The organism is Polynucleobacter sp. SHI8 (assembly GCF_027944005.1).
Lineage (GTDB): Bacteria > Pseudomonadota > Gammaproteobacteria > Burkholderiales > Burkholderiaceae > Polynucleobacter.
This window is the reverse complement of sequence record NZ_AP027204.1, coordinates 1,405,142-1,430,954: the sequence shown is the minus strand read 5'-3', so window position 1 is coordinate 1,430,954 and position 25,813 is coordinate 1,405,142. Positions and strand designations below refer to the sequence as shown.

The following is a 25,813-nucleotide window of genomic DNA, read 5'->3' as shown; positions in this document are numbered from 1 at the left end:
TTCAATATCTTAGTATTAAAAGACTACTATTGTTTGGAGATTTAAGTGTATTTATTTCTTAAGAGCGCATTACTTTTGTTTTGTGCCATTTTTCAAATGGCGCATGCTGCGACCTATCCACAAAAACCAATTACTCTCATTGTGCCGTTTGCACCTGGCGGTGGAACGGATAGCATTGCGCGAGATCTTGCTAAGGCTTTATCTGAAAGTTTAAAGCAGCCTGTAGTTGTAGATAATCGAGGTGGTGGTGGCGGAGCAATTGGCGCACAAATGGTCGCCAAAGCGGATCCAGATGGCTATACTTTATTATTTATCACATCAACCTTTGTGACCCACGCTGCAACGGAAACTACACCATCGTATGATGTGGAAAAAGATTATGCCCCCATCGCTATGCTTGGTCGTGGACCTTTAATGGTAGTGGCAAATAAAGAGCTAGGTTTTAAAACCATTGCTGATGCGATTGCATATGCAAAAAAATCCTCTGATGGAATCAATTATTGTTCAGCAGGTCTTGGGAGTATCAACCATTTATCTGGTGAACTATTCAAACAAAAAGCCAATGTTCCAATGACGCATATTCCCTATAAAGGAAGTGGTCCAGCAACCTTAGATTTATTGGCGGGTAGGGTACAAATCTTTTTTGCAACCATGCCAACGATGCTGCAATATGTGGAAACGAACCGAGTGACTCTTTTGGCGATGACGAGTGACAAACGATCACCATTATTTCCGAATACACCTACAGTGATGGAATCAGGTATTCCTGGTTTTGATATATCCACCTGGTGGGGTGTTGTTGCGTCAGCAGGCACACCAGCTTCGATCGTACAAACACTCAATCAAGAGATTCAAAAGGCGTCTAGTAAAGATCCATTAAAGGGCAGGCTTCTCAAAGAAGGCGCGCAGCTGTATCAAACAACACCAGCACAAATGCAAAAGTTACTCACTAATGAATTACAGCAGTGGCGGAGTGTTGTTAAATCTGCCGATATGAAACTGCAATAATACTTAAGGCGTTTCCGTTACAAATCCTAGTTTAGTAAGACCATTTCTTTTGCTAGCGCTGAGTACTTGAGCTACCGAATCGTACTTCACACGTCGATCCGCTCGTAGATTAACTTCTGGTATTGGTTCTTGGGCAGCAGCTTGTTTTGCTTTAACGATATATTCGTCAAGCGTCACAGGCGTGGTATTCCAAAATATTTTGCCATTAGCATCAATAGAAACCTGAATCGTTTCAGGTTTGCTATTACTGGCAGAGCTTGCGGCTTTCGGTAATTCAATTTTGACCGAGTGCTGAATCACCGGCAGAGTAACAATAAAAATAATTAACAAAACTAACATGACATCCACAAATGGCGTCATATTAATTTCAGCCATCAGACCTGTGTCGTCATCACCTTGAGGAGAAGAAAATGCCATGTTTAGGGCCTTTCGTTCTGAATTAAATAGGTATGTAAATCATCGTTAAAACGACGCAAAGGAACGAGTAAATCTTTATTGGATTTAGATAAAGCGTTATAACCCAATACCGCTGGAATCGCAACAGCAAGACCAAGACCCGTCATGACCAAAGCTTCACCAATCGGACCAGCAACTTGATCAATAGAAGCGGATCCGGAAGAACCAATCGTCATGAGTGCATGATAAATCCCCCAGACCGTACCAAAAAGACCAATAAAAGGAGCCGTTGCACCAGTCGAGGCTAAAAAGGCTAGACCTTTTTGCAAAGAGGCAATAATGAGATCAAGTTCAGCCTTTAGATTGCTTGATAACCAATCATCCGTTTCGATTTGATTGGCCAGAGGTATTGATGTTGCTTGATTGGCGCCTAATTGCCGTTCTTGCATAATCGAGTGCGCTTTAGCTGCTAGTTGATGAAACGGATTATTACCTTGCTTGGTAAAGCTATTTAAGCCATCTTGCCAAGAAGTTTTTTTCCAGAAAAGAGCAATTTCTTTTACAAGTGGTTTAACCTGATAAAGGCTGATAATCCTTGTAATGATAATGAACCAAGAGCCAATGGACATCACTAGCAAAATGATGGCGACGATGTGCGTGACCGTGTCACCTTGGTACCACAGGTGAGCTATGCCAAAATTAGTTTCATTAGTTGTATTTTCCATAGGTATATTTTCTCAAATTATCGATTCAGTTGGAATTTTATTGAAATACCAGCATTGACTCTGCTAGGTACGCCATTGACGAGGTAAGGCCGAAAACGAATACGTGAAGCTAATTGCGTTGCTGCATTATCTAGCCTGGAAAAGCCACTTGATTTAACAATACTTACAGACCTAACTTCTCCAGCTTCATTAATAAATAACTGTACTGAAACGATACCTTGTTCACCGATATCTTTCGATAAGCGTGGATAGAAAAGTTCGGTTTCTGGTTTATAGACCATGATCAGTTGATTGAGTTCGACAGCACCAGCGTCAGTCCCAATAGCATTTGAAGATTTTGCAGAACTCGAGGATGCCACCGGATCAGGTGTTTTTGCGCTTTCATTAGACGAAGTTGCTTCCGTCTTGCTAGGCGTTGGAACCTCTGATTTTTCCTGAGGGCGTTCTTTCACTTGCTCTTGGGGTTTGCTACTGGCCTTTGCTTGCGCAGGTGCGACGCTCAGAAGTTTCGGTGGTGCCGCTTTAGGAGGGGGCGGAGGCGGTTTTGTTTCCGCTTTTGGTGGGGCAGGAGCAGCAGCAGGAGGAGGGGCGGGACTAATTAATTCTGCTTGCAAAACATCGACTTCTTTTTTATCTGGGTTCGGTGTATGTAGTAATCCTAAAATAAAGATTGACGCATGAATTGCAAGTACCGCACCAAGAATTAGAAGATCTTTGATTGAGATGAACATTTAGATCGACACAGTATGCGCTGTGGCATTTCTTAAATACGGGTGGATGAGGAGTTTTTGTGCAAGTTCCAAAAGAGCACTACCATCTTGTGTCGAGTACACACTCACACGACCGTTTTGAATAGAGTTTGGGTCTTCGATTAAGCGGCATAGTTGACGTACAACTGCCACACTTGTATCAATTAGTTGCAGTCTATTCCCATATAACTTCACGATAGCATCTCGTAAAAAAGGGTAATGCGTACACCCTAGGACAAGCGTATCTGCACCCTGAGCGAGCATTGGGTCGATATATTGATGGAGAAGTGCTTCAATCTCAGGGCCATCTAAGATACCTTGTTCAATAAGAGGTACGAGACCATGACCCGCTTGTTGAATAAATTCACAGTTGGCATTAAGACTCGCAAGAAGTAACTTAAATTTATCGCTGATTAAGGTGTTTTGAGTAGCTAATACCCCGACAATTTTTTGTTGACTAGTCATGGACGCTGGTTTAATACCGGGTTCAACACCAATAATCGGAATCTGTGGAAGTTGTTCCCGAATGAGGGCAATTGCCTGAGCAGTTGCGGTATTACAAGCGACTACTACTGCGTCACAACCTTGCTTAACTAACCATGAGCACATTAGTAGGCTTCGATCAGTTACCCACTGGGTCGATTTTTCACCGTAGGGAGTGTTGGCTGAATCAGCTAGGTACAAATAGTGATGATCTGGTGATTGGATTAGGGCCTCATTTAAAACAGAGAGGCCACCAATACCTGAGTCAAAAACACCGATCGTTGACAATGGAACAGAATCCCCAGTAAGTCGTTGCGGATTAAGCTACAGTGACTGGAATCTTACCAATCTTCATTTGCCATTCACGAGGACCTGTCTGGTGTGCAGAAATTCCATGAGAGTCAACAGCAACTGTCACAGGCATGTCCTTTACTTCAAACTCATAAATGGCCTCCATGCCAAGATCAGCAAAGCCGACCACTTTAGCTTTTTCAATTGCCTTTGCAACGAGGTAAGCGGCGCCACCGACAGCCATTAAATACGCAGACTTGTGTTTCTTAATCGCTTCGATTGCCACAGGACCTCTTTCTGCCTTACCAATCATCGAGATCAAGCCGGTTTCACCTAGCATCATTTCGGTAAATTTATCCATTCTTGTAGAGGTTGTGGGACCAGCAGGACCAACCACTTCCCCCTCGATTGGATCTACCGGACCGACGTAATAAATGACTTTATTCGTAAAGTCCACAGGTAATGTTTCACCTTTGGCGAGCATTTCTTGGATGCGTTTATGGGCAGCATCACGACCCGTAAACATTTTGCCATTCAGTAATAAAGTTTGACCTACTTTCCAAGTAGCTACTTCAGCTGGAGTCAGAGTATCGAGATTGACGCGTTGTGATTTTTCAGTATCAGGCTTCCATGCAACATCAGGCCAGTCTTCAAGTTTTGGAACCGGGAGAATCGCAGGGCCACTACCATCTAAGTGGAAATGGATATGACGCGTTGCCGCACAGTTCGGGATCATTGCCACAGGCAATGAAGCGGCGTGTGTTGGGTAGTCCTTGATTTTGACATCTACTACCGTGGTTAAGCCCCCTAAACCTTGAGCACCAATGCCCAGAGAGTTGACCTTTTCAAACAGCTCTAAGCGCATTTCTTCAAGTTTGTTTTCTGGACCTTTTGCGAGTAAATCATATATATCCACAGGATCCATTAAAGATTCTTTGGCCATGAGCATCGCTTTTTCAGGAGTACCACCAATACCAATTCCTAAAATGCCAGGTGGACACCAGCCAGCACCCATGGTCGGCACAGTTTTTAAGACCCAATCGACAATCGAATCAGAAGGATTGAGCATGACTAATTTACTTTTGTTTTCTGAACCACCACCCTTAGCCGCACAAATGATATCGACGCTATCACCAGGCACGATTTCATAATGAATCACGGCAGGTGTATTGTCTTTAGTGTTGCTACGTTTACCGCCTGGATCACGTAAGATGGAAGCGCGAAGTGGGTTGTGATGATCACCATAAGCACGACGTACGCCCTCATTGATCATATCTTCAAGACTCATTGAAGCTTCCCACTTCACATTCATACCAACTTTCACAAAAACCACAGCAATACCAGTGTCTTGACAGAGAGGGCGCTTGCCTTCAGCGCACATTCTGCTATTGGTTAAGATTTGTGCAATGGCATCTTTTGCTGCGGGACTCTGTTCGCGATCATATGCTTTTCCTAAAGCTTGAATAAAGTCGATAGGGTGATAGTAGGAGATATACTGAAAAGCATCTGCTACGCTTTGGATGAGGTCTTCTTGGCGAATGGTAGTCATTGAGGTCGTCTCTCGAATCATGTGGAATCAGGTTAATTTAAATCTATTTTATAGGGTAAACCTTACAATTCACGTAAAAATTGAATAAATGTCATTTTTATATAATAAAAATGAGAATAGATAAAATATAGTATCTAAAATCGCATAGATTATTTGGTAAGCTTGTACTTATTAAAAAGGAGAAAATGATGTCTGAAATTGAACAGTTACTGGTAGAAAATCGGGTGTTTCCACCATCGAAGTCGTTTGCCAAACAGGCAGCAATCAGTAGTATGGGTCAATATCAGGCGATGTGTCAGTCCTTTGAAAAAGATTTTGAAGGTACGTGGGGTCGTCTTGCAAAAGAAAACCTCTATTGGAAAAAACCATTTAAGAAGGTTCTTGACGAATCCAAAGCGCCTTTTTATGAGTGGTTTAATGATGGTACAACCAATGCCTCATACAATTGCCTTGATCGCAACATTCAAACCGGATTAGGCAATAAAATAGCCATCATTTTTGAGTCAGATGCTGGTGAAGTAACCAACATTACCTATTCCGAACTGCATGCCCGTGTATGTCAATTTGCCAATGGTTTAAAGAGTATTGGCGTGAAGAAGGGTGATCGTGTAGTTTTATACATGGCGATGTCGATTGAGGGCATTGTGGCGATGCAGGCATGTGCCAGATTGGGTGCAACGCATTCTGTCGTATTTGGTGGATTTTCAGCTAAATCTCTCGAAGAAAGAATCGTGGATGTTGGTGCAACAGTTGTGATCACCGCTGACGAACAAATGCGCGGCGGCAAAAAGTTGCCACTCAAATCAGTCGTTGATGAAGCATTAGCTTTAGGTGCTGATGCAGTTGTTCAGCATGTCATTATTTATAAACGTACCGGAAGTGATATTTCTTTTACAACTGGACGCGATCACTGGATGCATGATTTAGTTGCAGGACAACCAACCAGTTGTGAACCTGAGTGGGTGGAGTCTGAGCATCCACTTTTTGTTCTTTATACATCGGGATCTACCGGTAAGCCTAAAGGCGTGCAACATTCAACGGGTGGATATTTATTGTGGACCCATTTGACCATGCAATGGACATTTGATATTCGTATGAAAGATATCTTCTGGTGCACGGCTGATATTGGATGGATTACAGGTCATAGTTATATTGCGTATGGACCATTATCTGTAGGTGCGACCCAAATTGTGTTTGAAGGCGTGCCAACTTTCCCGAATGCAGGACGTTTTTGGCAGATGATAGAGCGTCACAAAGTCACTATCTTTTATACCGCACCAACAGCAATTCGCTCTCTGATTAAAGCATCAGGAGCTACGCCAGAGGCTCATCCACGCAACTTTAATTTAAAGAGCCTACGTATTTTAGGCTCCGTTGGAGAGCCGATTAATCCAGAAGCATGGATGTGGTATTACAAAGAAGTTGGTGGTGAGAACTGTCCGATTGTGGATACTTTCTGGCAAACAGAAACTGGCGGACACATGATTACGCCATTACCAGGAGCAACACCATTAGTTCCTGGATCATGTACCTTACCTTTACCTGGAATCATGGCAGCGATCGTTGATGAAACAGGACATGATATGCAAAATGGACATGGCGGAATATTAGTGGTGAAGCGCCCATGGCCATCGATGATTCGGACGATTTGGAATGATCCAGAACGTTTTGTGAAAAGTTATTTTCCACAAGATTTAGGTGGCAGGTTGTATCTTGCTGGCGATGGTGCGATTCGTGATGCGAAGACGGCTAACTTTACGATTACAGGCCGTATTGATGACGTTCTGAACGTATCAGGTCACCGTATGGGAACCATGGAAATCGAATCATGGTTAGTTGCTCATAATGACGTAGCCGAAGCAGCAGTGGTTGGACGACCTGATGATATAACTGGTGAGGCGATTGTTGCTTATGTCGTTCTTAAAGGGGCAAGACCGGAAGGTGACGCAGCAATAGCCAAAGCAAAAGAGTTGCGTGATTGGGTAAATAAAGGGATTGGTCCCATTGCTAAACCAAAAGAAATACGGTTTGGTGATAACTTACCTAAAACACGTTCAGGAAAAATTATGCGCCGCCTTTTAAGAGTCCTTGCTAAGGGCGAAGATATTACACAGGATACCTCTACCCTAGAAAATCCAGCCATTTTGGATCAACTCAAAGAAGCTTTATAAGAGAGTGTTATTTGCCCAATAAGAGGCGCTGATGCGCCTCTTTTTTGTTTGTATGAGTAAAAATACCCATTGCACTGTGCAATCATTAGGAATAGGATAAAAGAATAATATATTCGAAAGGGGTCCTATGAAATGTCCTCGTTGCCAAAGTGCCATCGTGATTGGTTTTACTGATTGTGTTGTATGCCATAGAAACACGATGAGTTCAGAGCCTTTACCCGCTAAATATTTTGTAGTGGCTTGTGCCATGATTTTAGGAGGAATGAGTTTATTTCAACCAACTAATTCTGCACTAGATTTTTTTAAAGTCCTTATGATTTCTTCAGTGGTAGGGGGTCTCTGTGGCTCAATTCTATGGCTTTTTTACGATATTTTTGACCTGACCATTCGAACTAAGCAAACAAAGTTTAACTAAATTGCAGAACACCGTATAATCTACTTTTCCAGTAACGGAAGGGTGGATGAGCGGTTTAAGTCACACGCCTGGAAAGCGTGCGTAGGTTAATCGCCTACCGCGGGTTCGAATCCCGCCCCTTCCGCCAAGTCTATTGGTTTTATAACGACTTGATGAAGTACAACACTTTAAATATCAATGTCGTACTCAAACTGAGCCTTAATCAGATCCCCCTAAGCAATAATTCGCTGGTTTGAATCGTCCTGCGCAGGCCTAACTCTAAAAAATACTTGAATATAGATAAAACCTTAGATGGCATGACTTATCTGAACGGAGTATCCTGTAGGAACTGTTCGCTACTGATATCGGTTAATTTGGTCAAAGTGTAGTTTGTTTTAGACTCTTAACAGATGCATTATGATCAAGAGTAGACCTAATTTCAAATTCATCGTAAAAGCGCCTTACTAAAGTATGGAAAATTCTTATCTACTGATTGCATTATGTTCGATGTTTTTTTATGGGTCGGGTGACGTTATTTTTAAAATAGCAGCTCGTAAAGGCTTACCATCCCATCAGTTTTTAATCATGCAAACGATCTTTTTTCTACCAAGTGCTTTGGTTCTAGGAATAGCATCATCATCCATTCATTTTGGTGTGCCATTTTTGTATGGGATGTCTGCTGGAGTAACGCTTTATTTTGCATTACTCTATTTTGCAATCAGTTTAAGTACTGGCGATGTGAGCGTGGTGGCTCCTGTTTTCAGGAGTAGCTTTATTTTATCAGCAACCCTTGCGATTATTTTTTTAGACGAACCTATTACTGTTTATAAAGTTTTGGCATTCTTTTTATTAGTGATTGCAGCATTTTTACTTCTGAGTAATCTCAACGCTCAGGTAAGTCATGTAAAGCAAAGTGCTCAAAAAAATAGAACGATTCGAACCCTTGCTATTGCTACAGTCCTCCTTGGTATTACAGGATTTATTTATAAATTGGGTGCAATTGCTGGTGGTAATTCAATATCCATCCTGACTGGTCAAGCAGTTGTTTTCTTTTCACTGGCTTTTATATCTTGCTACCATAAAGAAAAAAAGATTATTTTTGTATGGAAATATCTTTATTTAGGCTTTTTAGCAGCACTCTTTTTATTTTTAGGGCTCTACATTTTGCTTGAAGCTTTAAAGTATGGACCTGCAAGTACTATTGTGCCCATCTCACAAATGAGCTTTGTAGTAACTGCTATGGCAGGTATTTTTATTTTCAAAGAAAAAATCTTGTGGCAGAAAATTTTAGGATTAGCCTGCTCTGTAGGGGCCATTATTCTTTTAGCTCAGTAAGATTTACAAACAGTCCGGAAGCTCACTTAACGCCATTGAAAAGAGATTTTTTGATTATTGGCAGAATGAACAACAATACTACGAACCATCTTTTTATCTTGATAAATAGCTTGAATATTATATTGTCCAGGTTTTAAACCAACCAATAGCATTGGACCCTGATTCGATTGATTTAATATTTGATTTCCTGAAGCATCTGTAATGATGATAGATACTTCTGAAATCCAATTTGATTTCATGCCATCTTTTTGGGAAAGTTCAATCAATAATGGCCAATTCTTAGCCTCTGCTTTGATAGAACTTGATCTGACCTAATTTTTAGTACCACTCCCAAAGAGAGGAATTTTTGATAATCTATCTCTAAAAGGAGTAAAAAATGCCTAAAGGTCAACGTATTAAACCGGAACAAATAGTGATGTTGTTGCGTCAAGTCGAAGTTTTGACTGCCAACGGAAAAACACTAGCTCAGGCTTGTAAAGAGGTTGGTGTAGGTGAACAAAACTACTATCGCTGGCGCAAAATGTATGGCGGTATGGAAATCGATCAAGCCAAGAAATACAAAGAACTTGAGCAGGAAAATGCCCGTTTAAAGAAACTGGTAGCTGACCTATCCCTGCGGGAGGTGATGCTCAAGGAAGTCATCAAGGGAAACTATTAAGCCCTGCTAAACGGAAGAATGCAGCGCAGATGCTCATGGATAAGTATCATATCTCTGAGCGATCTGCCTGTGGTTTAGTGGGGCTGTCTAGAACAACTTGGCGTCATTTGCCAATCCCTAGAGATGATGAAACGCCCATGAGGGCAGAAGTGATTCGTCTCGCTAGTACCTACGGTCGCTATGGTTATCGAACGATTGCTGGCTTAATGAGGGACGCTGGTTGGCTTAGTGCGACATCGGCTAAAGTTGCTCGTATTTGGCGAGAGGAAGGGTTGAAGGTCCCACAAAAGCAGCCGCCAAGAGGTCGGCTATGGTTAAACGATGGAAGTTGCATGCGGCTCAGAGCTACACATCCTAACCATGTCTGGAGTTATGACTTTGTATTTATTAGAGATGCCTATGGCGGTAAGATAAGGATGCTCACGATGATTGATGAATTTAGTAGAAGATGTTTGACGATCCACTGTGCCCGAAGGATAGGCTCGATCCAAGTGATTGAGCAATTAGCCAATGCGATGGTAGTTCATGGCATCCCTGAATATATTCGATCGGATAAAGCTACTAAATGCAAGAACTTTTTCCAGCGATAGGCAAAGCCATCCCTTCACTGCAATTTGCAGTTAAAAAATTAAAAATTACTACTCACCTCTACCCAAACAGTCACTTCCAAAAATAAATCAGGGGTCCCGATTAACCATAATGAACACAAGATCCGCCACTTTACGTTTTGGTCTTTACCCTACTTAAAACAATCTGAGGTCCCAGTGGAAGGTCCAAACATTATCTACGAGGTCCTTACGGCCTCTACGGCCCTACAGAGAGGGATCGATCCACTGGGTAAAGCTTTTTCATAGTAACCTTGATACATCTGTTTTGACTTCACTAATCCATAAACGACACGTGCCATTTTCGCTGCGACGGCAGTCCGTGCTTTGCGTTGTAAATCCTTATCCTGCGGGGCATCTTTAATATAGCGCTTATATTTTTGCTGAAAACTATTTTCTGGCTGAGTAATGGCGGTGTTGACCGCCATCCACAATGCCAAACGTAAACGTGCATTACCTCGTTTGGAGATGTGTTCTTGACCACGATAATTGCCAGATTGGTTCTTGGCTAGATCAAACCCGCAATACTTTAAGAACTGACGATGATGGTTAAAGCGACGTAAATCGCCACCCTCAGCCAGAATTGTTAGGGCATTAATCGGACCAATCCCCGGTACACTTTGCAGAACCACAGAGTCTGGATTATTAGCCAATACTGCTTGAGCGGTCTTTTCTAACTCAGTGCGGCAATCATTGATCTCCTGATAACGTCGCAGTTGTATTTGAAAGGTTTTACAAGCCAAAGAATCCTCAGTAATTGGTAGTCCAATGCTATGCTGGGCGGTCTCATAAAGTTCAATAAGCTTGGCTGCTTTATTCACTTTACGACCAACAATAGGACTGGCGATCTCGCAAAACGTCTCTTGAGAGTGTTTCGTTACTGCACTAGGAATAGGGAAGTGCAAAAGATAATTAATCCACCAAGCAGAGCGAGTACTGTTCCACCATTTACCCATCTCAGGAAAGTACAAAGGCAGATAGTGCGTGAGTATAGAGTGCTGCAAGCGCGTGCGACTTAATGTCACTTGATAGTAGGTTTTAGACAGCTCCTGGAGATCGTGATGCCCTGCAATTAATGGGTCAACATAACGTTGAGTGATCTCCTGTTTGAGAAGCTCCAAAAGTACGGCAGCATCTTTGGGATCATTTTTATCCCATGAATTAAACATCACCTCGCGGTACCGGGCACTGGCTAATGATGAAATAAAACAGACCTCAAACCCCTCCGATGTCAAGCGATGCCCCAACGCTCGATGGTAATTACCGGTTGCCTCAAACCCAATGATGCAAGGCGAGGGCAAGCTCTTTAGAAAAACAATAAATCGATCATGATCCTCGGCAGAATTAGCCATCCGAAAATGTTGTCGTTTACCCTCGTTTGTCTCGCTCAGCACAGCATTAAAGTTCTTGGCAATATCAATTGCAATCCATGCCCCATAGGGTTTATCATTTAAGTGGTCAGCCATAGTAATACTCCTTGTTAATGATCTCGCAATCACAAGCATGGCTTAAATTGCTACGACTGACTACCATTCTGCATGTACTATGGCCCAGAATTTATTGCCAAAGACCTTCGTAAGTGGCTCAGCGGTATTGGTGTCAAGACCGCCTATATTGAACCAGGTAGTCCCTGGGAAAATGGCTTTTGTGAAAGCTTTAACGGGACCTTCAGAGATAACCTACTTGATGGCGAACTCTTTTATAGCCTGAAAGAAGCAAGAGTTATCGTTGGCGAGTGGGTCAAGCATTACAACCATGTTCGGCCTCACAGTGCCTTAGGTTATCGACCACCAGCACCACAAACCCAAGTGCCGAAAATCATCCACAATCAACCCATCATGATCCAATGATAAGATATGAATACTCTCTTTAATCGTGGTACTAAATTAACATCAGTTCAGTGATTTAAATTGGGTTTCCTACCCGCGTATATTTACCTAATTTAAACCTAACAAATTGGAGAGAATTCGCTTGAAGCTATTCCTTAAATACCAGGCTAGCGATAGAACTTATAGATTCAAACTGCATGATTCAATTTCAATCAAATGAAACGTGACGACTATGTAAAAATTTTATTTATAATTAAAAAATACCTAAAATCATTTCCAACTCAAGAGAAGGAAAAAAATGAAAGAGACATTGCTTTATCGATCACCTCATAACATGTTCCGAGCAGGGTTAGTTGCAATCATTGTGCTTTCCCAAATAAGTTATTCAGTGGTAGCTAACTCCGCCTCCATTCCGCCACAGGAAGACAACTTTATAAGTATCGTAAGTCTTGCTCAAGCTGATGCCAAGAGTGCTGATAATGACATGCAAAAAGGGGGTATCAAAGCGAAGCGTGACCGGGCCATTTGTAATGTATTGGCTAATAAGGCTGTAAAAAATTGGGTAGGTAAAGTGCAAAAAGTAAGTGCCAATAGTGACGGTAAGGGTGTTTTAGAAATTTCATTAGCTAAAAATATCACAGTCAAAACATGGAATAATGATTTTTCAGATGCCTCTGCTAAGACCTTAATTAATCCTGGTAGCAATCTTTTTCAAAGTGCTTCCATGTTAAAAAAGGGTCAATCAGTTACTTTTTCAGGTACATTTCTTCCTGGCAAAGATGGTGAATGCATCTACGAATCAAGTATGAGCTTAAGTGGAAAATTAAGAGATCCAGAATTCATCTTCCGCTTTAGCAATATTTCGGCTAACTAAGTTGCCTGGGAGATGGAGATGATTTGTTCGAAGATAAAACCATTTCATGGTTAATGATGACTAATCACAAATCTTTTTTTCGAGTTCGCTGATACTACTTTTTTCAGGGATTGGTGACATTTTTGGATAAGAAAAATTTTTTGCTCTTGAATTTCCTCGCAGATTTTGCTCATCGAAATCAATCATTTGTAATACAGAAAAAGTTTTATTTCGGCAATTGATTGAAACATGCGTCATGGTACTTTTACTTGCATATGAATCATCAGGACGAGCCTTTGTAAAATTCGAGTAAATTCTGACATGAAACAAATTTCCATTTTGGACGATACTAGAAGGATCATAAAACATCGTGTCGTTACGCGTATTTTCTAATAATGGGACCCATTGAGCACTTGTGTGAAAGCTTATTACTAAAAGAAGACTCAATAAAATTTGTGGTTTAAATTTCATAGACGGTTTTATGATCAATTAAATTTTTTCGATTAGTTTTTTAGTGCTTTGCCTTAAGAATCTTATATGTGTAGTAAAGTAAATATCGTTTGAATTCAATTAAGTTTCATTTATTTATGTTTCATTTTATATATGTTCTCTTAACATATAGAATTATTCTATCCTTCGCTTTATTGGGAAGTAATTTGACATTAGCACTAACTCCGCCGGATGCTATTGTTGAATCTTATTTTATGATTTCCTTATCGAAAGAAATTCATGCGCAGGAAAAGCTATTTAGACTAATTGAAATCTCTTTCTAAACCCAACACATTACCTTTAGTGTTTACTACGCACCATACCTTGACAGTATCTCTTCCCCTGATTTGACCATTTTCATATTTATCAACAACTGCCAAATAGAGTAGAGCATTATTATTTCCAAATTTATGCATACCAGGTCCTTGTGTAGCATAGTATTGAAGCATTGATATCTTCCGACTAGAGCCATTGCCATACTTATCCTGGTATTCACCGGAGTATTTATTCTTAATTGCATTTTCACACGGGATACTTTGCGCAAAAAGATCAGCACTTACCCCAAAAAATAAAGAACAGAACAACCATATAAATTTAGATAAACGCATGATGAGCCTCCATATTTGTTATTTTTTAACTTATATTTTCGAATCATTTCCAAGAAATCATTCAAAATAGTATACCTAATTAGGGATAATTTTTTGTAAAAATTCTTGAGTTCGCATTGCTCTAGCGCTGACATTATCAAAAAATTCCTCTTTGGAACAGTCTTCGACAATTCGTCCCTGATCCATAAAAATGACGCGGTTACTGACTTTTTTCGCAAACCCCATTTCATGGGTCACGCACATCATCGTCATTCCCTCATTTGCCAACTGCACCATTACATCAAGAACCTCTCCAACCATTTCAGGATCCAGAGCGGAAGTGGGCTCATCAAATAACATGACATGAGGGTCCATACATAGAGCCCTGGCAATGGCGACACGTTGTTGTTGACCGCCAGAGAGTTGCCCTGGGAATTTATCCTTTTGCGCAGTTAAACCAACGCGCTCAAGATACATCAGTCCATGATTTTTTGCATCAAGAGGAGAGCGTTTTAAGACTTTGATTTGTGCAATCGTTAAATTGTCAGTGACTGATAAATGGGGAAATAATTCAAAGCTCTGAAACACCATCCCCACTTTTGAGCGAAGGTTAGATAGGTTCGTTTGAGTGTCTTGTAGTGAAGCGCCATCCACAATAATAGTTCCTGATTGAATTGGCTCAAGACCATTAATTGTTTTGATGAGAGTTGATTTGCCGGAACCTGATGGACCACAAATCACAACGACTTCACCTTTTTCAACAGTGAGATTGCAATCACTCAACACCTGAAACTGCCCGTAAAATTTGTTGACATGATGAAGTTCAATAAAAGCCATAAATATAACCTTGGTTAATTAACGAATAATTGCTACTTTTTGTTGAATTTTCTTAACGATCGTCGATAGTGAAAAACAAATCACAAAATAAACAACCGCAGCAAGGAGGTAAGTTTCAATCGGACGACCATAGTTTTTCCCCGCAACCTCAAATCCTTTTAATAGGTCATAAGCACCAATGGCATAGACTAAGGAGGTATCTTGAAACAGAATGATGGTTTGGGTCATTAAGACAGGAATCATATTCCGGAACGCCTGCGGCAAAATAATGAGGCTCATTTTTTGTTGGTAATTCATGCCAAGAGCGTAGGCCGCATGATTTTGTCCTTGCGGAACCGAGTTAATACCAGCCCGGATAATCTCAGAGAAGAAGGCGGCTTCAAATGCAATAAAGGTGATGTAAGCGGAGAGTTCTGCACCGATAGAGCGACCGATAATTGAGGGCATCAATAAAAAGAACCACAGAATCACCATCACCAGTGGAATCGAGCGCATGATATTGACATACCAAGAGGCAACGCTAGATAAAATCCTCTGACTGGATAAGCGCATGAGCGCGAGCAAAGTACCAAATATGATTCCACCAAGAGTCGCAATGATGGTGAGTTGAATACTGAACAACAATCCCTTGAGAATAAACTTCTCAATCAAGTCCCAGGTATAAAACGAGAGATCCAGTTGCATTAGTGAGATCCCTGACTCGATGTAGCTATAAAACCTGGGATACACGTTTTACGTTCAATCAAGGCCATGACTCGATTGACAGTAAAAGCCGTCACGATATAAAGAGCAGTGACACCAAGATACATTTCAATCCCTTTGGAAGTTTCTTCTTGGGTTTGCATTGCAAAAAGTGTTAACTCCGAGACAGATACAGCAAATGCAACAGCAGAGTTTTTAACAATATTCATACACTCAGAAGTTAGAGGGGGAATCACGATTCTCATAGCCATCGGCAAGAGAACATAACGATATGTTTGCACTTTAGTCATGCCTAAGGACTGGGCAGCCATGCGCTGACCTTTCGGTAATGAAAAAATACCAGCTTTCATTTGTTCAGCGATTCTAGCCGAAGTAAAAAACCCAAGGGCAATACTGACGAGAAGAAATGATGGGAAATTTTTGAGAGCAGGAATCAGCATCGGAATGACGTGGTACCACAAAAATACCTGAACCAAAACCGGAATATTACGAAAGAGCTCTACCCAGGCATTCGAAAAAAAGATCAGTACTTTACTTAAAACCGTTTCATTCGATATTGTTCGAAGTGTGCCGATCGTAATACCGATCAAAAGAGCAATGAATAATGCTAGGGCAGATACAGCAATAGTCCAACCCCATGCAGTTAAGAGCCAATCAAGATATGTGGGATCACCAGTACCTTGCCCGAACTGAAAAAACTCCCCAAAGCAACGAGGGGAGTAGGTATCATCAAAGGTGCTTTTACAAAATATCTGAAAATCTAGTGACATGAACTAAAGAGTCACCGATTATTTTTTAACGTAATCTTCCGCAGGCTTATCGTTTGGATTAGCCCAAGCATTTTTTGTGTTGTCAGATAAATCAAGTCCGACACGATTTCCTTTGGGTGGAATTGGGTCTTGAAACCATTGCTTATACATTTTGGCAAGCGTGCCATCCTTCATCATTGCTTTGATGGAGTTATCCACTTCCGTTTTAAAAAGGGCTGGAGCATCTTTGCGCATCATGATGGCGATCGGTTCGACACTGAGTACTTCACCTACAATTTTGAAGTCTTTAGGATTTTTTGCGTTGGCAATATTACCCGCAAGAATAGAGCCGTCCATCACAAAAGCATCAGCGCGACCAGATTCAAGCAGCAAGAAACTATCGGCATGATCTTTACCAAAAATCTCTTCAAAATTGACGCCATTCGCACGCTCATGTTTGCGGAGTAACTGCACAGAAGTTGTACCAGTTGTTGTAGCTACTTTCTTATTCACTAATTGGGCAATTGAAGTGATATTAGAGTCTGCTTTGACTGCAATACGAACTTCCTCAACATAGGTAGTCACAGCAAACGAGACATCCTTTTGACGAGTAGCATTATTGGTGGTTGAGCCACATTCAAGATCAACCGTACCATTTTGAACGAGAGGGATACGATTTTGTGAGGTAACAGGTTGGTACTCAACTTTAAGAGAGGTTTTTAATTTCTTCTCTAAATCGGCAATCACCCGTTTACAAATCTCCACATGAAAGCCAGTATATTTACCATCACCTAATGTATAGGAAAGGGCTCCAGAGGAATCGCGTACGCCCATAGTGATAGTTTTTGTCTCAGCAATTTTTTCCATGGTTCCTGCCTGAGAGGCACAAACGATACCAACGAGGGTTGTTGAAAATAAAATAACTTGGACTAACTTGCTAGGTTTCATGGCCTTACCTTTAGATCAATTGTGGATGACACCAATTTATCATAGATTCATTAATACTTGCGGTATTAGATTTTGGGAAATTTTCTTGCGGCCCAGTAAATAGTACCTTCAGGGCCATATTTTTCAGAATGGGGCGTTTCAGGGTCCATAGTGAAGGTGTCCCCCACTTGCAGGTGTTGCGTTTGATCATTCCGCGTGAGCCACATTTCACCTTGAGCAATTACCGCATGAACGGCAAACTCATGAGTATGGAGTTCACTCACTGAATTTGCTGCCCATTCTCGAGGCGTTACATTGTCATATCCTTTTGCAATGGAGGCTTTTGTAAACTCTTCGAGATTGGGCAAGTTCATATCAGTTTCTTTCGTTTAGGCAAATAATTTTTTTACTTTGACTGGTGAGAGAGGAAGGTCATAAACCCTGCCATTGGTAGCCATTGCAAGTGCATTGGCGATTGCTCCTACAATAGGAGCATTGCCTTCACCTACGCCAATCGATTTTTCATTTGGACGATTAATGAGTTCAACCTGAATATTGGGTACATCTTCAAAGCGAAGAATTGGATAGTCAGCCCAAGATGCTGTTTGAATACCAGTCTTATTAAATTTGATTTCTTCAAAGATTGTCCAGCTAATCGCTTGAATCAAGCCACCTTCAATTTGATTTTTAAAACCATCAGGATTGATGATTAAGCCAGCCTCCGCAGCCGCCCAGACATCGGTTACACGAATCTTGCCATTTGCATCGATTTCAATATCAGTTACCACTGCACAATAGACTTGTAGGTTTTTGTATTGAGAAAATGCCATCCCACGACCATACAACTTACCATTCTTTTTGACACGTTTTGGATTAGGTTTCCAGTTGGACATTTCAGCGACCTTTAGAATCACATCCTTACCCCGTTGATTTTGGAGATGGCGCAACCGGAATTCAACTGGATCAGCATTCGCTTCTTTAGCTAGCTTATCCATCATCGATTCAATCGCAAAAATATTTGCAAAAGCACCAAGAGTTCTAAATGCAGAAACTCTCACTGGCATTTCTTGAACTAAATGATTATTGATTTGCTGATTTGGGAAACTGTATAAAGGAATGCCATTCCGATGGGACCCACCAGCAGGAAGAGGGATATTCGTCACAGGTGATCTTTTTTGCGGATTCGCCATGTACCAACTACTAATGAGGTTATTACCTTCTTTTTCACCAGGCCTTGTACTGTGGGTATTACTATAAATATCCTGTGTCCAATTCGAGATATTGCCACTTTCATCCAGACTAGCCCGAATCTTCACGGTCATCGCGCTGTTATAGGGCTCCCATTTAAATTCATCATCGCGCATCCATTGCACACGAATATGTTGATTTGGAAACTCTCGAGCAATCAAAGCAGCGTCAAGAGCCACATCATCGGCTCCACTTTGGCCGTACATTCCAGAGCCTTCGCGATGAATACAGACAACTTTTTCAGGAGGTACTTGCAGAGCTTTCACAATATCTCGCTGTAAAGGGTACATCCCTTGGGCGTGGTTATAGATCGTTGTAACACCATCTTTCAGAATGCCAATCGCACAAGAAGGACCGATACTCGCATGGGCTAAGAAAGGTTTAGTAAATTCCCCTCCAATGGTTTTTTTGCCCTGTTTAGATGGATCTTTTTTGACGCCGTGTTCAGTATCCAAATTCGGTGATTCAATCATCGTTTTGAGCCATTCTGCCTGGTTATTAGGCAGGTCGTTCGCCATTTCCCATTTGGCTTGTTTTTTGGCTTCATTTAAAGCATTGATGGCCTGTTCCTCGCGCTTGGCTACAACGGCTAAGAAACTACCATTTTTGACAACCCCAACAACACCCGGCATCGATTTAATCACGGATTCATTGATACTGATTAATTGAGCCCTTGGTGCTGGAGGACGCACGACCCGGGCGTGCAGCATGCCAGGGAACTTCATATCTTGGACATAGGCTACGCCGCCAGATACTTTGGCAGGAATATCAATGCGTTGGATAGATTTACCAATATATTGAAAGTTATTGATACCTTTTGGCTTGTATTTACCATCGGCTTTTTGTTGCAATAGCTCAGTAGAAGTTAGCTTCCAATAATTAGCTGTCTCACCATTTTTAGCAGTAATGACACCATCTTTGATGCTTAAATCGCCAACGGGTACATTCAACGATTTGGAAGCTTTTTCTAAGAGAGTACCTCTTGCTTGGGCACATGCATAGCGTAGTGCTAGACCACCGTATTCAACAGACTGACTACCGGAAGTAACACCTTCATTCGGGGCGATGCCCGTCACACAAGGCAGAATATTGACACGTTCAATATTGACATCCATTTCATCAGCAACAATTTGTCTAAAAGCAGTTGCGATTCCTTGACCAAATTCGACTTTTCCGGAGTAGACATCAATTTTTCCAGTAGGGTCTACATAGAGCCAACTATTGATATTGAGATTATTTTTTAAATCAATGGGTAAATCAGGAGTAGTGTCAGCGATTAATTCACGACCAAAAGTAAAGCCGATAACTAAGCCAGTACTTTGAAATAAAAATTGGCGACGTGAGTTTTTAAATGGGGCGTTCATGCTAACTCCTTGACTGCTAATTTAACTGCTTTGAGGATTCGAGAATAAGTTCCGCAGCGGCAAAGGTTGCCATTCAGAGCACTTTTAATTTGAGTATCACTAGGATTTTTGTTTTTATCTAACAAAACTTTCGCGCTCATCATCATACCGGCAATACAAAAGCCACATTGGGCAGCTTGTTCTGTAATAAATGCTTTGTTGAGAGCATTTAAGACAGGATCATTTTGATAGTTTTCTAAGGTCGTTACATTTCCAGAAATAGCGCTTACCGGGGTAATGCAGGAACGAATTGGATTGCCGTTAACAACCACGGTACAAGCCCCGCATTGACCAGCTCCACAACCGTATTTTGCAGAGTTGATATCGCAGTCATTTCGGAGTGCGTATAAAAGTGGGGTTTGTGCTTCGGTATCCACACTATGTGATTTACCGTTGACCTGAAGTTGAATGGCCATTTTTGCTCCTATTGGTTGTATTTATATTTCTATAATATAACCGAATTTAGCAAGTTTGAACCTAAGGTGCATCCCTAATCAAGCGTAAATCGACTAAATCTTAACAACCTGATTACGCGCGACGATTTCACCCCAATTGATATATTCCTTCTGAAGATATTGATTGGCTTCTTCAGTGCTGGAGCTTGTTCTGGGAAGACAACCAAGAGACAATAGCTTCTGCTCTACTTCAGGGGTAGACATCACCTTCATGAGGGCTGCATAGGAGGTATTAATTTCGGATTTTGGAGTACCTTGAGGATAGATAAACATGATCCAAGTAGCTGCTGTAAAGTCTTTATAGCCCTGTTCAATAAATGTAGAGGTATCTTTGTATACACCACCTAATCTTTTTGAACTTCCTACGGCAATGACCCGTAACTTGCCAGATTCTATATGTGGCCGAACTGCGGAAGCAGTTTCTAGAGCCATCGTAAGATTGCCAGCAATCACATCGGTTAAGCCCGCAACACTGCCACTATACGGAACATGGAGGGACTGAATGCCCGCACGCCGTTTAAACTCCTCAAGAGCTAAATGAGAAACCGTGCCGATACCAGAAGATGAATTACTGAGTTGGGTTGGATTTGCTTTGGCGTAATCGACCAATTCTTTTAAGTTTTTAATCGGTAAATTAGGATTAACCGCCAAAACAAATGGTAAGTCACCAACAAGTCCAACCGCACTAAAGTCTTTTTGAGAATTGTAATTAACACTTTTGTAGATATGTGGGTTAGTAGCAATCGCCGACATATGAGCCAACATCATGACATTCCCATTATTTGGGGATTGGGCTAATTGTCCAAGGGCAATACTTCCCCCTTGACCAGGACGATTTTCGATGATGTAGTTATCGTTAGTAATATGTTGCAATTTTTCAGCCAAAAATCGCGCCACTTGATCTGTGGCTTGCCCTGCAGGAAAACCTACAATCACCTTTACAATTTTTCCGCTACTACTTTGCGCAAAAAGTTGGGGTACAACGGCTAAGGAACTTAAGCCGATGAGAAGTTTGCGGCGGACATCTTGAAAATTAGCAGATTTCATATGTAATTACTTTAAGATCAGTTCAGCAATTATGACGATACTAGCTCCAACTGCAGCAGCGATGATGAGCCAAGATGCAGGCACTTGTTGTCCTGAGTTAGAGGCTTGGACGTTAGGGGTTGATGATGTATTTGTGGAGCTAATAGCCGCAGGGACATGGGACGTTGGTTGTTGTGCGATTGGCGCAGAATTTTCGTTAGAAGATGTATTTTCTTGAGAAGGTGCTGATTGGGCCCCCAGCTCTTTATTAAATGCCTTAAAAAAGTCATCCGACATTTTTTTAGCAACGCTATCAATTAATCTAGAACCAATTTGAGCAAGTTTTCCACCAACGTGAGCTTGTGCTGAATAAGTTAATTCAGTGCCACCATCAACGGGTTTTAAAGTAACGGAAGAAGAACCTTTGCCAAAGCCAACAGCGCCGCCTTGACCCTCAAAAATAAGTATACAAGAATGAGGTGCATTAGCTTCTGTTACATTCAGCGTCCCATTAAATTTTGCTTTTAAAGGTCCTATCGCCGCAGTAATCACCACTTTGAATACATCTGGGCTGACTAATTCTACTGACTCACAACCAGGCAAACATTTTTTTAAAACGTCTGGACTATTTAATCCATCCCAAACGGCTTGTTGACTTGCAGGAATTATTTGCGATCCTAGGATTTCCATATGATTCTCTCTTATATATAAACACTAATTTTAGTGAGCTTTTTTCTTCATTGCGGCAGAGGTATTGACCATCGAATGAATACTTCTAGCATAATCAATTGCGCCAGCTTCGTCCATTCTAGCTGCATGATGAGTATATTCTTTCAGGCCCAAAATTGCAGGGCGAGGTCTTGATAAAAGAACTTGAATAAAGTCTTCTACTTTTTGCTTGAGTTCACTGGCTGGGTAAACCTTACTTGTAAAACCAAGTTGGTGAGCTTCATGAGCATTGATAAATTCGGCACTGTAAGCCATGTAAAGCACAGCATTGCGATTAATCCGGTCATATAAAGCTGACATGACCATGGTAGGCATGACATTGTGCTCAATCTCAGGAATGTTAAATGTTGCGGTATCACTTGCAAAAGATACATCTGCAAGAGCAGTAATGGCGGCGCCAAAGCCCATCACACGACCTTCGACAGCAACAATCACAGGAACTTTACAGTCACGGATAGATTTATAACATCCAAAAATTGAATCATACTCAGCACGACGCTCGTAAGCCTCAGGAGATGGCGGCGGGGCATCTGCATTACGTTTTCTGCCGGTACAAAAATCCGGACCAATACTAGTAATCAGAACGGCATCGGATTGCAGATGAGCGGTATCCATCGCTTGGCTAGCTGCGAGAGCCATTGCATCACTCACGGCATTATCTAAAGGCCTATTGAATGTAATTCTTAATAAGCGACCATCTTGTTGGATTTGAACTTCTGCACTCATGTTTGTTCCTTGTATTTAATTAGTTGTATCTTGTTGAATGGCATTCCAAATAGCATTTGGAGTCATTGGTAAATAATCAATCGATTTGTTGATTGTAGCTAAAGCATCGTTAATGGCATTCGCAATTGCTGCGGGGCTACCTAAATAACCAGCTTCACCAGAACCTTTTTGACCGAATTCTGTTAGGGGAGAAGGTGTGCAATGATCAATAATCGTGATGGCCGGCACTTCTGAAGAGCTAGGCAGTAAATAATCCATAAATGTTCCGGACAAAAATTGTCCTTCAGGGGAATAGGCAAATTTTTCCATGAGCGCAGCACCAATACCATGAGCAATCCCACCATAGGTCATGCCATGGACAACATCAGGGCTGATCATCACACCACAATCATGGCCACAAACGTAACGATGAATCTTTGCTTTACCAATTTCAGGATCAATGCTGACGAGCACCACATGTGATTCAAAAGAATGACATGGGTACATTTGTACACGACCTTGCTCATCAGGCAGGTCGCCACCTGTGGGAACTTCCCAAACAAATTTTTCTTGCAGACCTGGTTCCATATCTTTTGGCATTTGATGATATTTACGATGAGCAATAGCAACTAGATCTGCCCAAGTGATGTTTTTCTCTGGCGCGTTATTGACAAAAACTTCACTTCCAGTAAAAGTCATATCTTCACTAGCAACCCCAAACTGCTCCGCTGCGATAGTGATGAGTTTAGCTTTGAGTTTCTTGGCGGCACCAGCTGCTGCACCGCCTAACATAATTGCCATACGGCTACCAACAGGGCTATTAGATGGTAGAGCGTTTAATGAATCTGCATGTAAAACACGCACCGAGTCTGGATGTTGTAACAATACCTCGCCAACCACGGTTGATACTAAGGTTTCATGGGCTTGACCTGAAGATGAAGTAGCCATCAATGCGGTCACACGACCACCTAAGTCAATTTTTACTACGCAAGATTCCATCCAAGTGGTTGTCTCATTTTTTGGATTAAATAAAGGTTCAAATGACGAGTTACCACCTGAAGGCTCCAAGCAAGTGGAGATTCCGATACCTGCTAATTTACCCTCAGCTCTAAGAGCATCTCTTTGGGCAATCAGTTGGTTTAAATTAGCCTCTGCTAGAGCTTTATCAAGAACGGTTGAATAATCTCCAGAGTCATAAGTTGTGCCACTAGGGATGAGGTAGGGGAATTCGTCTTTATGAATCAGATTGCGTTTACGCAGTGCTATCGGATCCATCTTTAAAAACCGGGCAACCTTATCAATCCCCGATTCTAAAGCGTAGTTCGTCGGTGATTGACCAAAACCACGCACAGCCTCTTGCGGGGTTTTATTAGTTAAAACAGCTTGTGCGAGATAAGAAACGCTTTTGATGCGATAGGGCCCGCTGATGGCGCCAATCGGTTTGCCAAGCTGCAGAGGTGAACGACCAGCATATGCACCAATATCTTCTAGAGCGCGCATTTTCATGCAAGTAATTTCACCATCTTTTTGAAATCCTAAAGTCACCTCAAAAAGACGATCGGGACCTTGCATATCGCCACCACGCATATTTTCCAAACGATCTTCAATAAAGCGAATCGGTTTACCTAATTTTTTAGCAAGATAACCCACCAAAATGGCATGCTTTAGACCTCTTTTGACGCCGTAACTACCACCCACATCCACATCATAGTGAACCCGCACAGCATTAGTTGGGAGTTGTAATGCGCTAGCAATTTGTTCAGGGTATTTAGGCATTTGTACAGATGCCCATATATCTAAGATGCCTGTAGCATCAGACCATTCACATGTTAATGCAAAAGTTTCAATTGGAACGGTAGAGCTGCGCGCCCACTTCACGCGATAACTTAATTGATGGTCGGTCTTTGTAAAATCTTCTTCAACCGGACCCCAGACAAATTGACGATTAAAAATTAAGTTGGTTCCAGCATCTGCGTGGACGTGATGGGAATGATCATCAATGGCAATCTCTGGATCTAAGACATAAGGTAATTCCTCATAATCCACTTGAATCAGTTCCGCTGCATCCTCGGCAATCGCTCGAGACTTTGCGACAACTACGCAGACCCACTCTCCAGAGTATCTAGTGACTTCATGCGCAAGGGGAAACCGTTTGACTGCAGGAGCATCAACTCCTGGCAATACGGGTAAAACTGCCGAGTTGATTTCAGCGCCTGTCACGACTGCCTCAACCCCTGGAATTGCAAGTGCTGCTGAGGCATCAATCTTCAGAATTTTTGCGCTGGCATATGGGCTAGCAACAATGGCTACGTGCAATGTTCCTGATTTGAGAACATCCCCAGCATAATTGCCTTTACCAACAACAAAACGGCGATGCTCAACCGCGCGACGGTGTTTGCCGATGTACGTAAATTCATCATAATGTGGAGATTGGCTCATGAAGTTTCCTTAGTGGCAAAGACAACGGCATCCACAATTTGTTGATAGCCTGTGCAACGACATAAATTACCACTAATTGCGTCCCTAATTTCCGCTTCACTTGGGTGAGGGTTCTTATTGATCAGCGCTTGGCAAGTGATTAACATACCTGGGGTACAAAAGCCGCATTGCAAACCGTGTTTCTCACAAAAGGCATCCTGGATTTTTGAGAGTTGACCACGTTCTGGAGCTAAGCCCTCTACAGTGGTTACTTCCAGACCATTTGCTTGAACGGCAAACATACAGCAAGACCGAACCGGGTCGCCATTCAGTAGGACCGTGCATGCGCCACAAATGCCGTGTTCACAACCCACGTGAGTGCCTGTTAGACGAAGCTCGTCACGTAAAAAATCAACGAGGCTGGTACGAGGCTCTACATGAGAACTGACTTGTTTGCCATTGACTTGTAGATTAATAGAAATGTTTTTCATC

At 41.8% G+C, this 25,813-nt stretch carries 28 protein-coding genes, 1 tRNA gene and 1 pseudogene; 9 read left to right on the top strand and 21 right to left on the bottom strand.

The genetic code is table 11. The annotated features are described in order from the left end of the window. Positions 1 to 45: 45 nt before the first annotated feature. Positions 46 to 1,008: a tripartite tricarboxylate transporter substrate binding protein gene (locus QMN06_RS07205; protein ID WP_281969459.1), complete on the top strand. Its 963-nt coding sequence runs from the start codon at positions 46 to 48 to the stop codon at positions 1,006 to 1,008. 3 nt (positions 1,009 to 1,011) lie between these two features. On the opposite strand, the gene QMN06_RS07200 is transcribed toward QMN06_RS07205, so the two are convergent. Genes QMN06_RS07200 through QMN06_RS07180 form a run of 5 tightly spaced genes read right to left on the bottom strand, consistent with a single transcriptional unit; the run spans position 1,012 to position 5,201 of the window. Next, a complete protein-coding gene (locus QMN06_RS07200; protein WP_281969458.1) occupies positions 1,012 to 1,425 on the bottom strand; it encodes a biopolymer transporter ExbD in 414 nt (137 codons plus the stop codon). 2 nt (positions 1,426 to 1,427) lie between these two features. Next, a complete protein-coding gene (locus QMN06_RS07195; RefSeq protein WP_281969457.1) occupies positions 1,428 to 2,129 on the bottom strand; it encodes a MotA/TolQ/ExbB proton channel family protein in 702 nt (233 codons plus the stop codon). Between the two features lie 17 nt (positions 2,130 to 2,146). Next, complete coding sequence (locus tag QMN06_RS07190; protein WP_281969456.1) at positions 2,147 to 2,860, bottom strand: energy transducer TonB; 714 nt, start codon at positions 2,858 to 2,860, stop codon at positions 2,147 to 2,149. Beyond that, positions 2,861 to 3,649 carry a glutamate racemase gene (murI, locus tag QMN06_RS07185; RefSeq protein ID WP_281969455.1) on the bottom strand — a complete coding sequence of 263 codons (789 nt, stop codon included), beginning with the start codon at positions 3,647 to 3,649 and terminating at the stop codon, positions 2,861 to 2,863. It abuts the gene before it with no gap. Positions 3,650 to 3,680: 31 nt separating this feature from the next. Then, positions 3,681 to 5,201, bottom strand: a complete 1,521-nt coding sequence (locus QMN06_RS07180; protein ID WP_281969454.1) for a fumarate hydratase — start codon at positions 5,199 to 5,201, stop codon at positions 3,681 to 3,683. Between the two features lie 188 nt (positions 5,202 to 5,389). Between QMN06_RS07180 and acs the strand changes: the two genes are divergently transcribed. The 4 genes from acs (at position 5,390) to QMN06_RS07160 (ending at position 9,101) form a co-directional block, all read left to right on the top strand. Then, entirely contained in the window at positions 5,390 to 7,372 is a 1,983-nt protein-coding gene (gene acs, locus QMN06_RS07175) for an acetate--CoA ligase (protein WP_281971742.1), read from the top strand. 127 nt (positions 7,373 to 7,499) lie between these two features. Further along, positions 7,500 to 7,787, top strand: a complete 288-nt coding sequence (locus QMN06_RS07170) for a hypothetical protein (RefSeq protein WP_281969453.1) — start codon at positions 7,500 to 7,502, stop codon at positions 7,785 to 7,787. Between the two features lie 36 nt (positions 7,788 to 7,823). After that, positions 7,824 to 7,914: transfer RNA gene (locus tag QMN06_RS07165), tRNA-Ser, on the top strand. A gap of 323 nt (positions 7,915 to 8,237) precedes the next feature. Continuing rightward, positions 8,238 to 9,101, top strand: a complete 864-nt coding sequence (locus QMN06_RS07160) for an EamA family transporter (protein WP_281969452.1) — start codon at positions 8,238 to 8,240, stop codon at positions 9,099 to 9,101. Positions 9,102 to 9,127: 26 nt separating this feature from the next. Here the strand turns inward: QMN06_RS07160 and QMN06_RS07155 are convergent, their stop codons facing one another. Beyond that, positions 9,128 to 9,340, bottom strand: a complete 213-nt coding sequence (locus QMN06_RS07155; protein ID WP_281969451.1) for a hypothetical protein — start codon at positions 9,338 to 9,340, stop codon at positions 9,128 to 9,130. 137 nt (positions 9,341 to 9,477) lie between these two features. On the opposite strand from QMN06_RS07155, the gene QMN06_RS07150 reads away from it, so the two are divergent. Beyond that, positions 9,478 to 9,759 carry a transposase gene (locus tag QMN06_RS07150; protein ID WP_281969450.1) on the top strand — a complete coding sequence of 94 codons (282 nt, stop codon included), beginning with the start codon at positions 9,478 to 9,480 and terminating at the stop codon, positions 9,757 to 9,759. Between the two features lie 35 nt (positions 9,760 to 9,794). Further along, positions 9,795 to 10,349, top strand: coding sequence for a DDE-type integrase/transposase/recombinase (locus QMN06_RS07145; protein ID WP_281969449.1), 555 nt, complete (start codon positions 9,795 to 9,797; stop codon positions 10,347 to 10,349). Between the two features lie 194 nt (positions 10,350 to 10,543). On the opposite strand, the gene QMN06_RS07140 is transcribed toward QMN06_RS07145, so the two are convergent. Then, positions 10,544 to 11,830: an IS110 family transposase gene (locus QMN06_RS07140; RefSeq protein WP_281969448.1), complete on the bottom strand. Its 1,287-nt coding sequence runs from the start codon at positions 11,828 to 11,830 to the stop codon at positions 10,544 to 10,546. 81 nt (positions 11,831 to 11,911) lie between these two features. Here QMN06_RS07140 and QMN06_RS07135 point away from each other — a divergent pair. Together QMN06_RS07135 and QMN06_RS07130 are read left to right on the top strand one after the other, a co-directional pair. Then, positions 11,912 to 12,214: pseudogene (locus QMN06_RS07135) on the top strand (integrase core domain-containing protein); the annotation flags it as partial. 277 nt (positions 12,215 to 12,491) lie between these two features. Beyond that, positions 12,492 to 13,067, top strand: a complete 576-nt coding sequence (locus QMN06_RS07130) for a hypothetical protein (protein WP_281969447.1) — start codon at positions 12,492 to 12,494, stop codon at positions 13,065 to 13,067. Between the two features lie 60 nt (positions 13,068 to 13,127). Here QMN06_RS07130 and QMN06_RS07125 read toward each other — a convergent pair whose 3' ends face one another. From QMN06_RS07125 to QMN06_RS07060, 14 genes are all read right to left on the bottom strand, one after another. Then, positions 13,128 to 13,517, bottom strand: a complete 390-nt coding sequence (locus QMN06_RS07125) for a surface-adhesin E family protein (protein ID WP_281969446.1) — start codon at positions 13,515 to 13,517, stop codon at positions 13,128 to 13,130. Between the two features lie 281 nt (positions 13,518 to 13,798). After that, on the bottom strand, positions 13,799 to 14,143 hold the full coding sequence (locus QMN06_RS07120; protein ID WP_281969445.1) for a hypothetical protein: 345 nt from the start codon (positions 14,141 to 14,143) through the stop codon (positions 13,799 to 13,801). A gap of 75 nt (positions 14,144 to 14,218) precedes the next feature. After that, positions 14,219 to 14,959 carry an amino acid ABC transporter ATP-binding protein gene (locus tag QMN06_RS07115; RefSeq protein ID WP_281969444.1) on the bottom strand — a complete coding sequence of 247 codons (741 nt, stop codon included), beginning with the start codon at positions 14,957 to 14,959 and terminating at the stop codon, positions 14,219 to 14,221. Between the two features lie 18 nt (positions 14,960 to 14,977). Continuing rightward, positions 14,978 to 15,643, bottom strand: a complete 666-nt coding sequence (locus tag QMN06_RS07110) for an amino acid ABC transporter permease (RefSeq protein WP_281969443.1) — start codon at positions 15,641 to 15,643, stop codon at positions 14,978 to 14,980. Next, positions 15,643 to 16,431 carry an amino acid ABC transporter permease gene (locus QMN06_RS07105; protein ID WP_281969442.1) on the bottom strand — a complete coding sequence of 263 codons (789 nt, stop codon included), beginning with the start codon at positions 16,429 to 16,431 and terminating at the stop codon, positions 15,643 to 15,645. The genes QMN06_RS07110 and QMN06_RS07105 overlap by 1 nt, the downstream gene beginning before the upstream one ends. Positions 16,432 to 16,449: 18 nt before the next feature. Continuing rightward, a complete protein-coding gene (locus QMN06_RS07100) occupies positions 16,450 to 17,358 on the bottom strand; it encodes an amino acid ABC transporter substrate-binding protein (RefSeq protein ID WP_281969441.1) in 909 nt (302 codons plus the stop codon). Between the two features lie 65 nt (positions 17,359 to 17,423). Then, positions 17,424 to 17,711, bottom strand: coding sequence for an AraC family ligand binding domain-containing protein (locus QMN06_RS07095; RefSeq protein WP_281969440.1), 288 nt, complete (start codon positions 17,709 to 17,711; stop codon positions 17,424 to 17,426). A gap of 15 nt (positions 17,712 to 17,726) precedes the next feature. Further along, positions 17,727 to 19,949, bottom strand: a complete 2,223-nt coding sequence (locus QMN06_RS07090; protein WP_281969439.1) for a molybdopterin cofactor-binding domain-containing protein — start codon at positions 19,947 to 19,949, stop codon at positions 17,727 to 17,729. Beyond that, positions 19,946 to 20,404, bottom strand: a complete 459-nt coding sequence (locus QMN06_RS07085) for a (2Fe-2S)-binding protein (RefSeq protein WP_281969438.1) — start codon at positions 20,402 to 20,404, stop codon at positions 19,946 to 19,948. Before QMN06_RS07085 ends, QMN06_RS07090 begins: the two co-directional genes overlap by 4 nt. Positions 20,405 to 20,497: 93 nt before the next feature. Continuing rightward, complete coding sequence (locus QMN06_RS07080) at positions 20,498 to 21,490, bottom strand: tripartite tricarboxylate transporter substrate binding protein (RefSeq protein ID WP_281969437.1); 993 nt, start codon at positions 21,488 to 21,490, stop codon at positions 20,498 to 20,500. 6 nt (positions 21,491 to 21,496) lie between these two features. Then, complete coding sequence (locus tag QMN06_RS07075; protein WP_281969436.1) at positions 21,497 to 22,159, bottom strand: carbon monoxide dehydrogenase subunit G; 663 nt, start codon at positions 22,157 to 22,159, stop codon at positions 21,497 to 21,499. A gap of 30 nt (positions 22,160 to 22,189) precedes the next feature. Further along, positions 22,190 to 22,924, bottom strand: a complete 735-nt coding sequence (locus QMN06_RS07070) for an enoyl-CoA hydratase/isomerase family protein (protein WP_281969435.1) — start codon at positions 22,922 to 22,924, stop codon at positions 22,190 to 22,192. 15 nt (positions 22,925 to 22,939) lie between these two features. Beyond that, a complete protein-coding gene (locus QMN06_RS07065) occupies positions 22,940 to 25,342 on the bottom strand; it encodes a xanthine dehydrogenase family protein molybdopterin-binding subunit (protein WP_281969434.1) in 2,403 nt (800 codons plus the stop codon). Beyond that, a complete protein-coding gene (locus QMN06_RS07060) occupies positions 25,339 to 25,812 on the bottom strand; it encodes a (2Fe-2S)-binding protein (protein ID WP_281969433.1) in 474 nt (157 codons plus the stop codon). Before QMN06_RS07060 ends, QMN06_RS07065 begins: the two co-directional genes overlap by 4 nt. Position 25,813 lies beyond the last annotated feature (1 nt).

Bases quoted from the DNA above. Each gene is read 5' to 3' on its own strand.
- QMN06_RS07200 (WP_281969458.1), bottom strand. From the start codon at position 1,425: ATGGCATTTTCTTCTCCTCAAGGTGATGACGACACAGGTCTGATGGCT.
- QMN06_RS07195 (WP_281969457.1), bottom strand. From the start codon at position 2,129: ATGGAAAATACAACTAATGAAACTAATTTTGGCATAGCTCACCTGTGG.
- QMN06_RS07190 (WP_281969456.1), bottom strand. From the start codon at position 2,860: ATGTTCATCTCAATCAAAGATCTTCTAATTCTTGGTGCGGTACTTGCA.
- QMN06_RS07180 (WP_281969454.1), bottom strand. From the start codon at position 5,201: ATGACTACCATTCGCCAAGAAGACCTCATCCAAAGCGTAGCAGATGCT.
- acs (WP_281971742.1), top strand. From the start codon at position 5,390: ATGTCTGAAATTGAACAGTTACTGGTAGAAAATCGGGTGTTTCCACCA.
- QMN06_RS07170 (WP_281969453.1), top strand. From the start codon at position 7,500: ATGAAATGTCCTCGTTGCCAAAGTGCCATCGTGATTGGTTTTACTGAT.
- QMN06_RS07160 (WP_281969452.1), top strand. From the start codon at position 8,238: ATGGAAAATTCTTATCTACTGATTGCATTATGTTCGATGTTTTTTTAT.
- QMN06_RS07155 (WP_281969451.1), bottom strand. From the start codon at position 9,340: ATGAAATCAAATTGGATTTCAGAAGTATCTATCATCATTACAGATGCT.
- QMN06_RS07150 (WP_281969450.1), top strand. From the start codon at position 9,478: ATGCCTAAAGGTCAACGTATTAAACCGGAACAAATAGTGATGTTGTTG.
- QMN06_RS07145 (WP_281969449.1), top strand. From the start codon at position 9,795: ATGGATAAGTATCATATCTCTGAGCGATCTGCCTGTGGTTTAGTGGGG.
- QMN06_RS07140 (WP_281969448.1), bottom strand. From the start codon at position 11,830: ATGGCTGACCACTTAAATGATAAACCCTATGGGGCATGGATTGCAATT.
- QMN06_RS07130 (WP_281969447.1), top strand. From the start codon at position 12,492: ATGAAAGAGACATTGCTTTATCGATCACCTCATAACATGTTCCGAGCA.
- QMN06_RS07125 (WP_281969446.1), bottom strand. From the start codon at position 13,517: ATGAAATTTAAACCACAAATTTTATTGAGTCTTCTTTTAGTAATAAGC.
- QMN06_RS07120 (WP_281969445.1), bottom strand. From the start codon at position 14,143: ATGCGTTTATCTAAATTTATATGGTTGTTCTGTTCTTTATTTTTTGGG.
- QMN06_RS07115 (WP_281969444.1), bottom strand. From the start codon at position 14,959: ATGGCTTTTATTGAACTTCATCATGTCAACAAATTTTACGGGCAGTTT.
- QMN06_RS07110 (WP_281969443.1), bottom strand. From the start codon at position 15,643: ATGCAACTGGATCTCTCGTTTTATACCTGGGACTTGATTGAGAAGTTT.
- QMN06_RS07105 (WP_281969442.1), bottom strand. From the start codon at position 16,431: ATGTCACTAGATTTTCAGATATTTTGTAAAAGCACCTTTGATGATACC.
- QMN06_RS07100 (WP_281969441.1), bottom strand. From the start codon at position 17,358: ATGAAACCTAGCAAGTTAGTCCAAGTTATTTTATTTTCAACAACCCTC.
- QMN06_RS07095 (WP_281969440.1), bottom strand. From the start codon at position 17,711: ATGAACTTGCCCAATCTCGAAGAGTTTACAAAAGCCTCCATTGCAAAA.
- QMN06_RS07090 (WP_281969439.1), bottom strand. From the start codon at position 19,949: ATGAACGCCCCATTTAAAAACTCACGTCGCCAATTTTTATTTCAAAGT.
- QMN06_RS07085 (WP_281969438.1), bottom strand. From the start codon at position 20,404: ATGGCCATTCAACTTCAGGTCAACGGTAAATCACATAGTGTGGATACC.
- QMN06_RS07080 (WP_281969437.1), bottom strand. From the start codon at position 21,490: ATGAAATCTGCTAATTTTCAAGATGTCCGCCGCAAACTTCTCATCGGC.
- QMN06_RS07075 (WP_281969436.1), bottom strand. From the start codon at position 22,159: ATGGAAATCCTAGGATCGCAAATAATTCCTGCAAGTCAACAAGCCGTT.
- QMN06_RS07070 (WP_281969435.1), bottom strand. From the start codon at position 22,924: ATGAGTGCAGAAGTTCAAATCCAACAAGATGGTCGCTTATTAAGAATT.
- QMN06_RS07065 (WP_281969434.1), bottom strand. From the start codon at position 25,342: ATGAGCCAATCTCCACATTATGATGAATTTACGTACATCGGCAAACAC.
- QMN06_RS07060 (WP_281969433.1), bottom strand. From the start codon at position 25,812: ATGAAAAACATTTCTATTAATCTACAAGTCAATGGCAAACAAGTCAGT.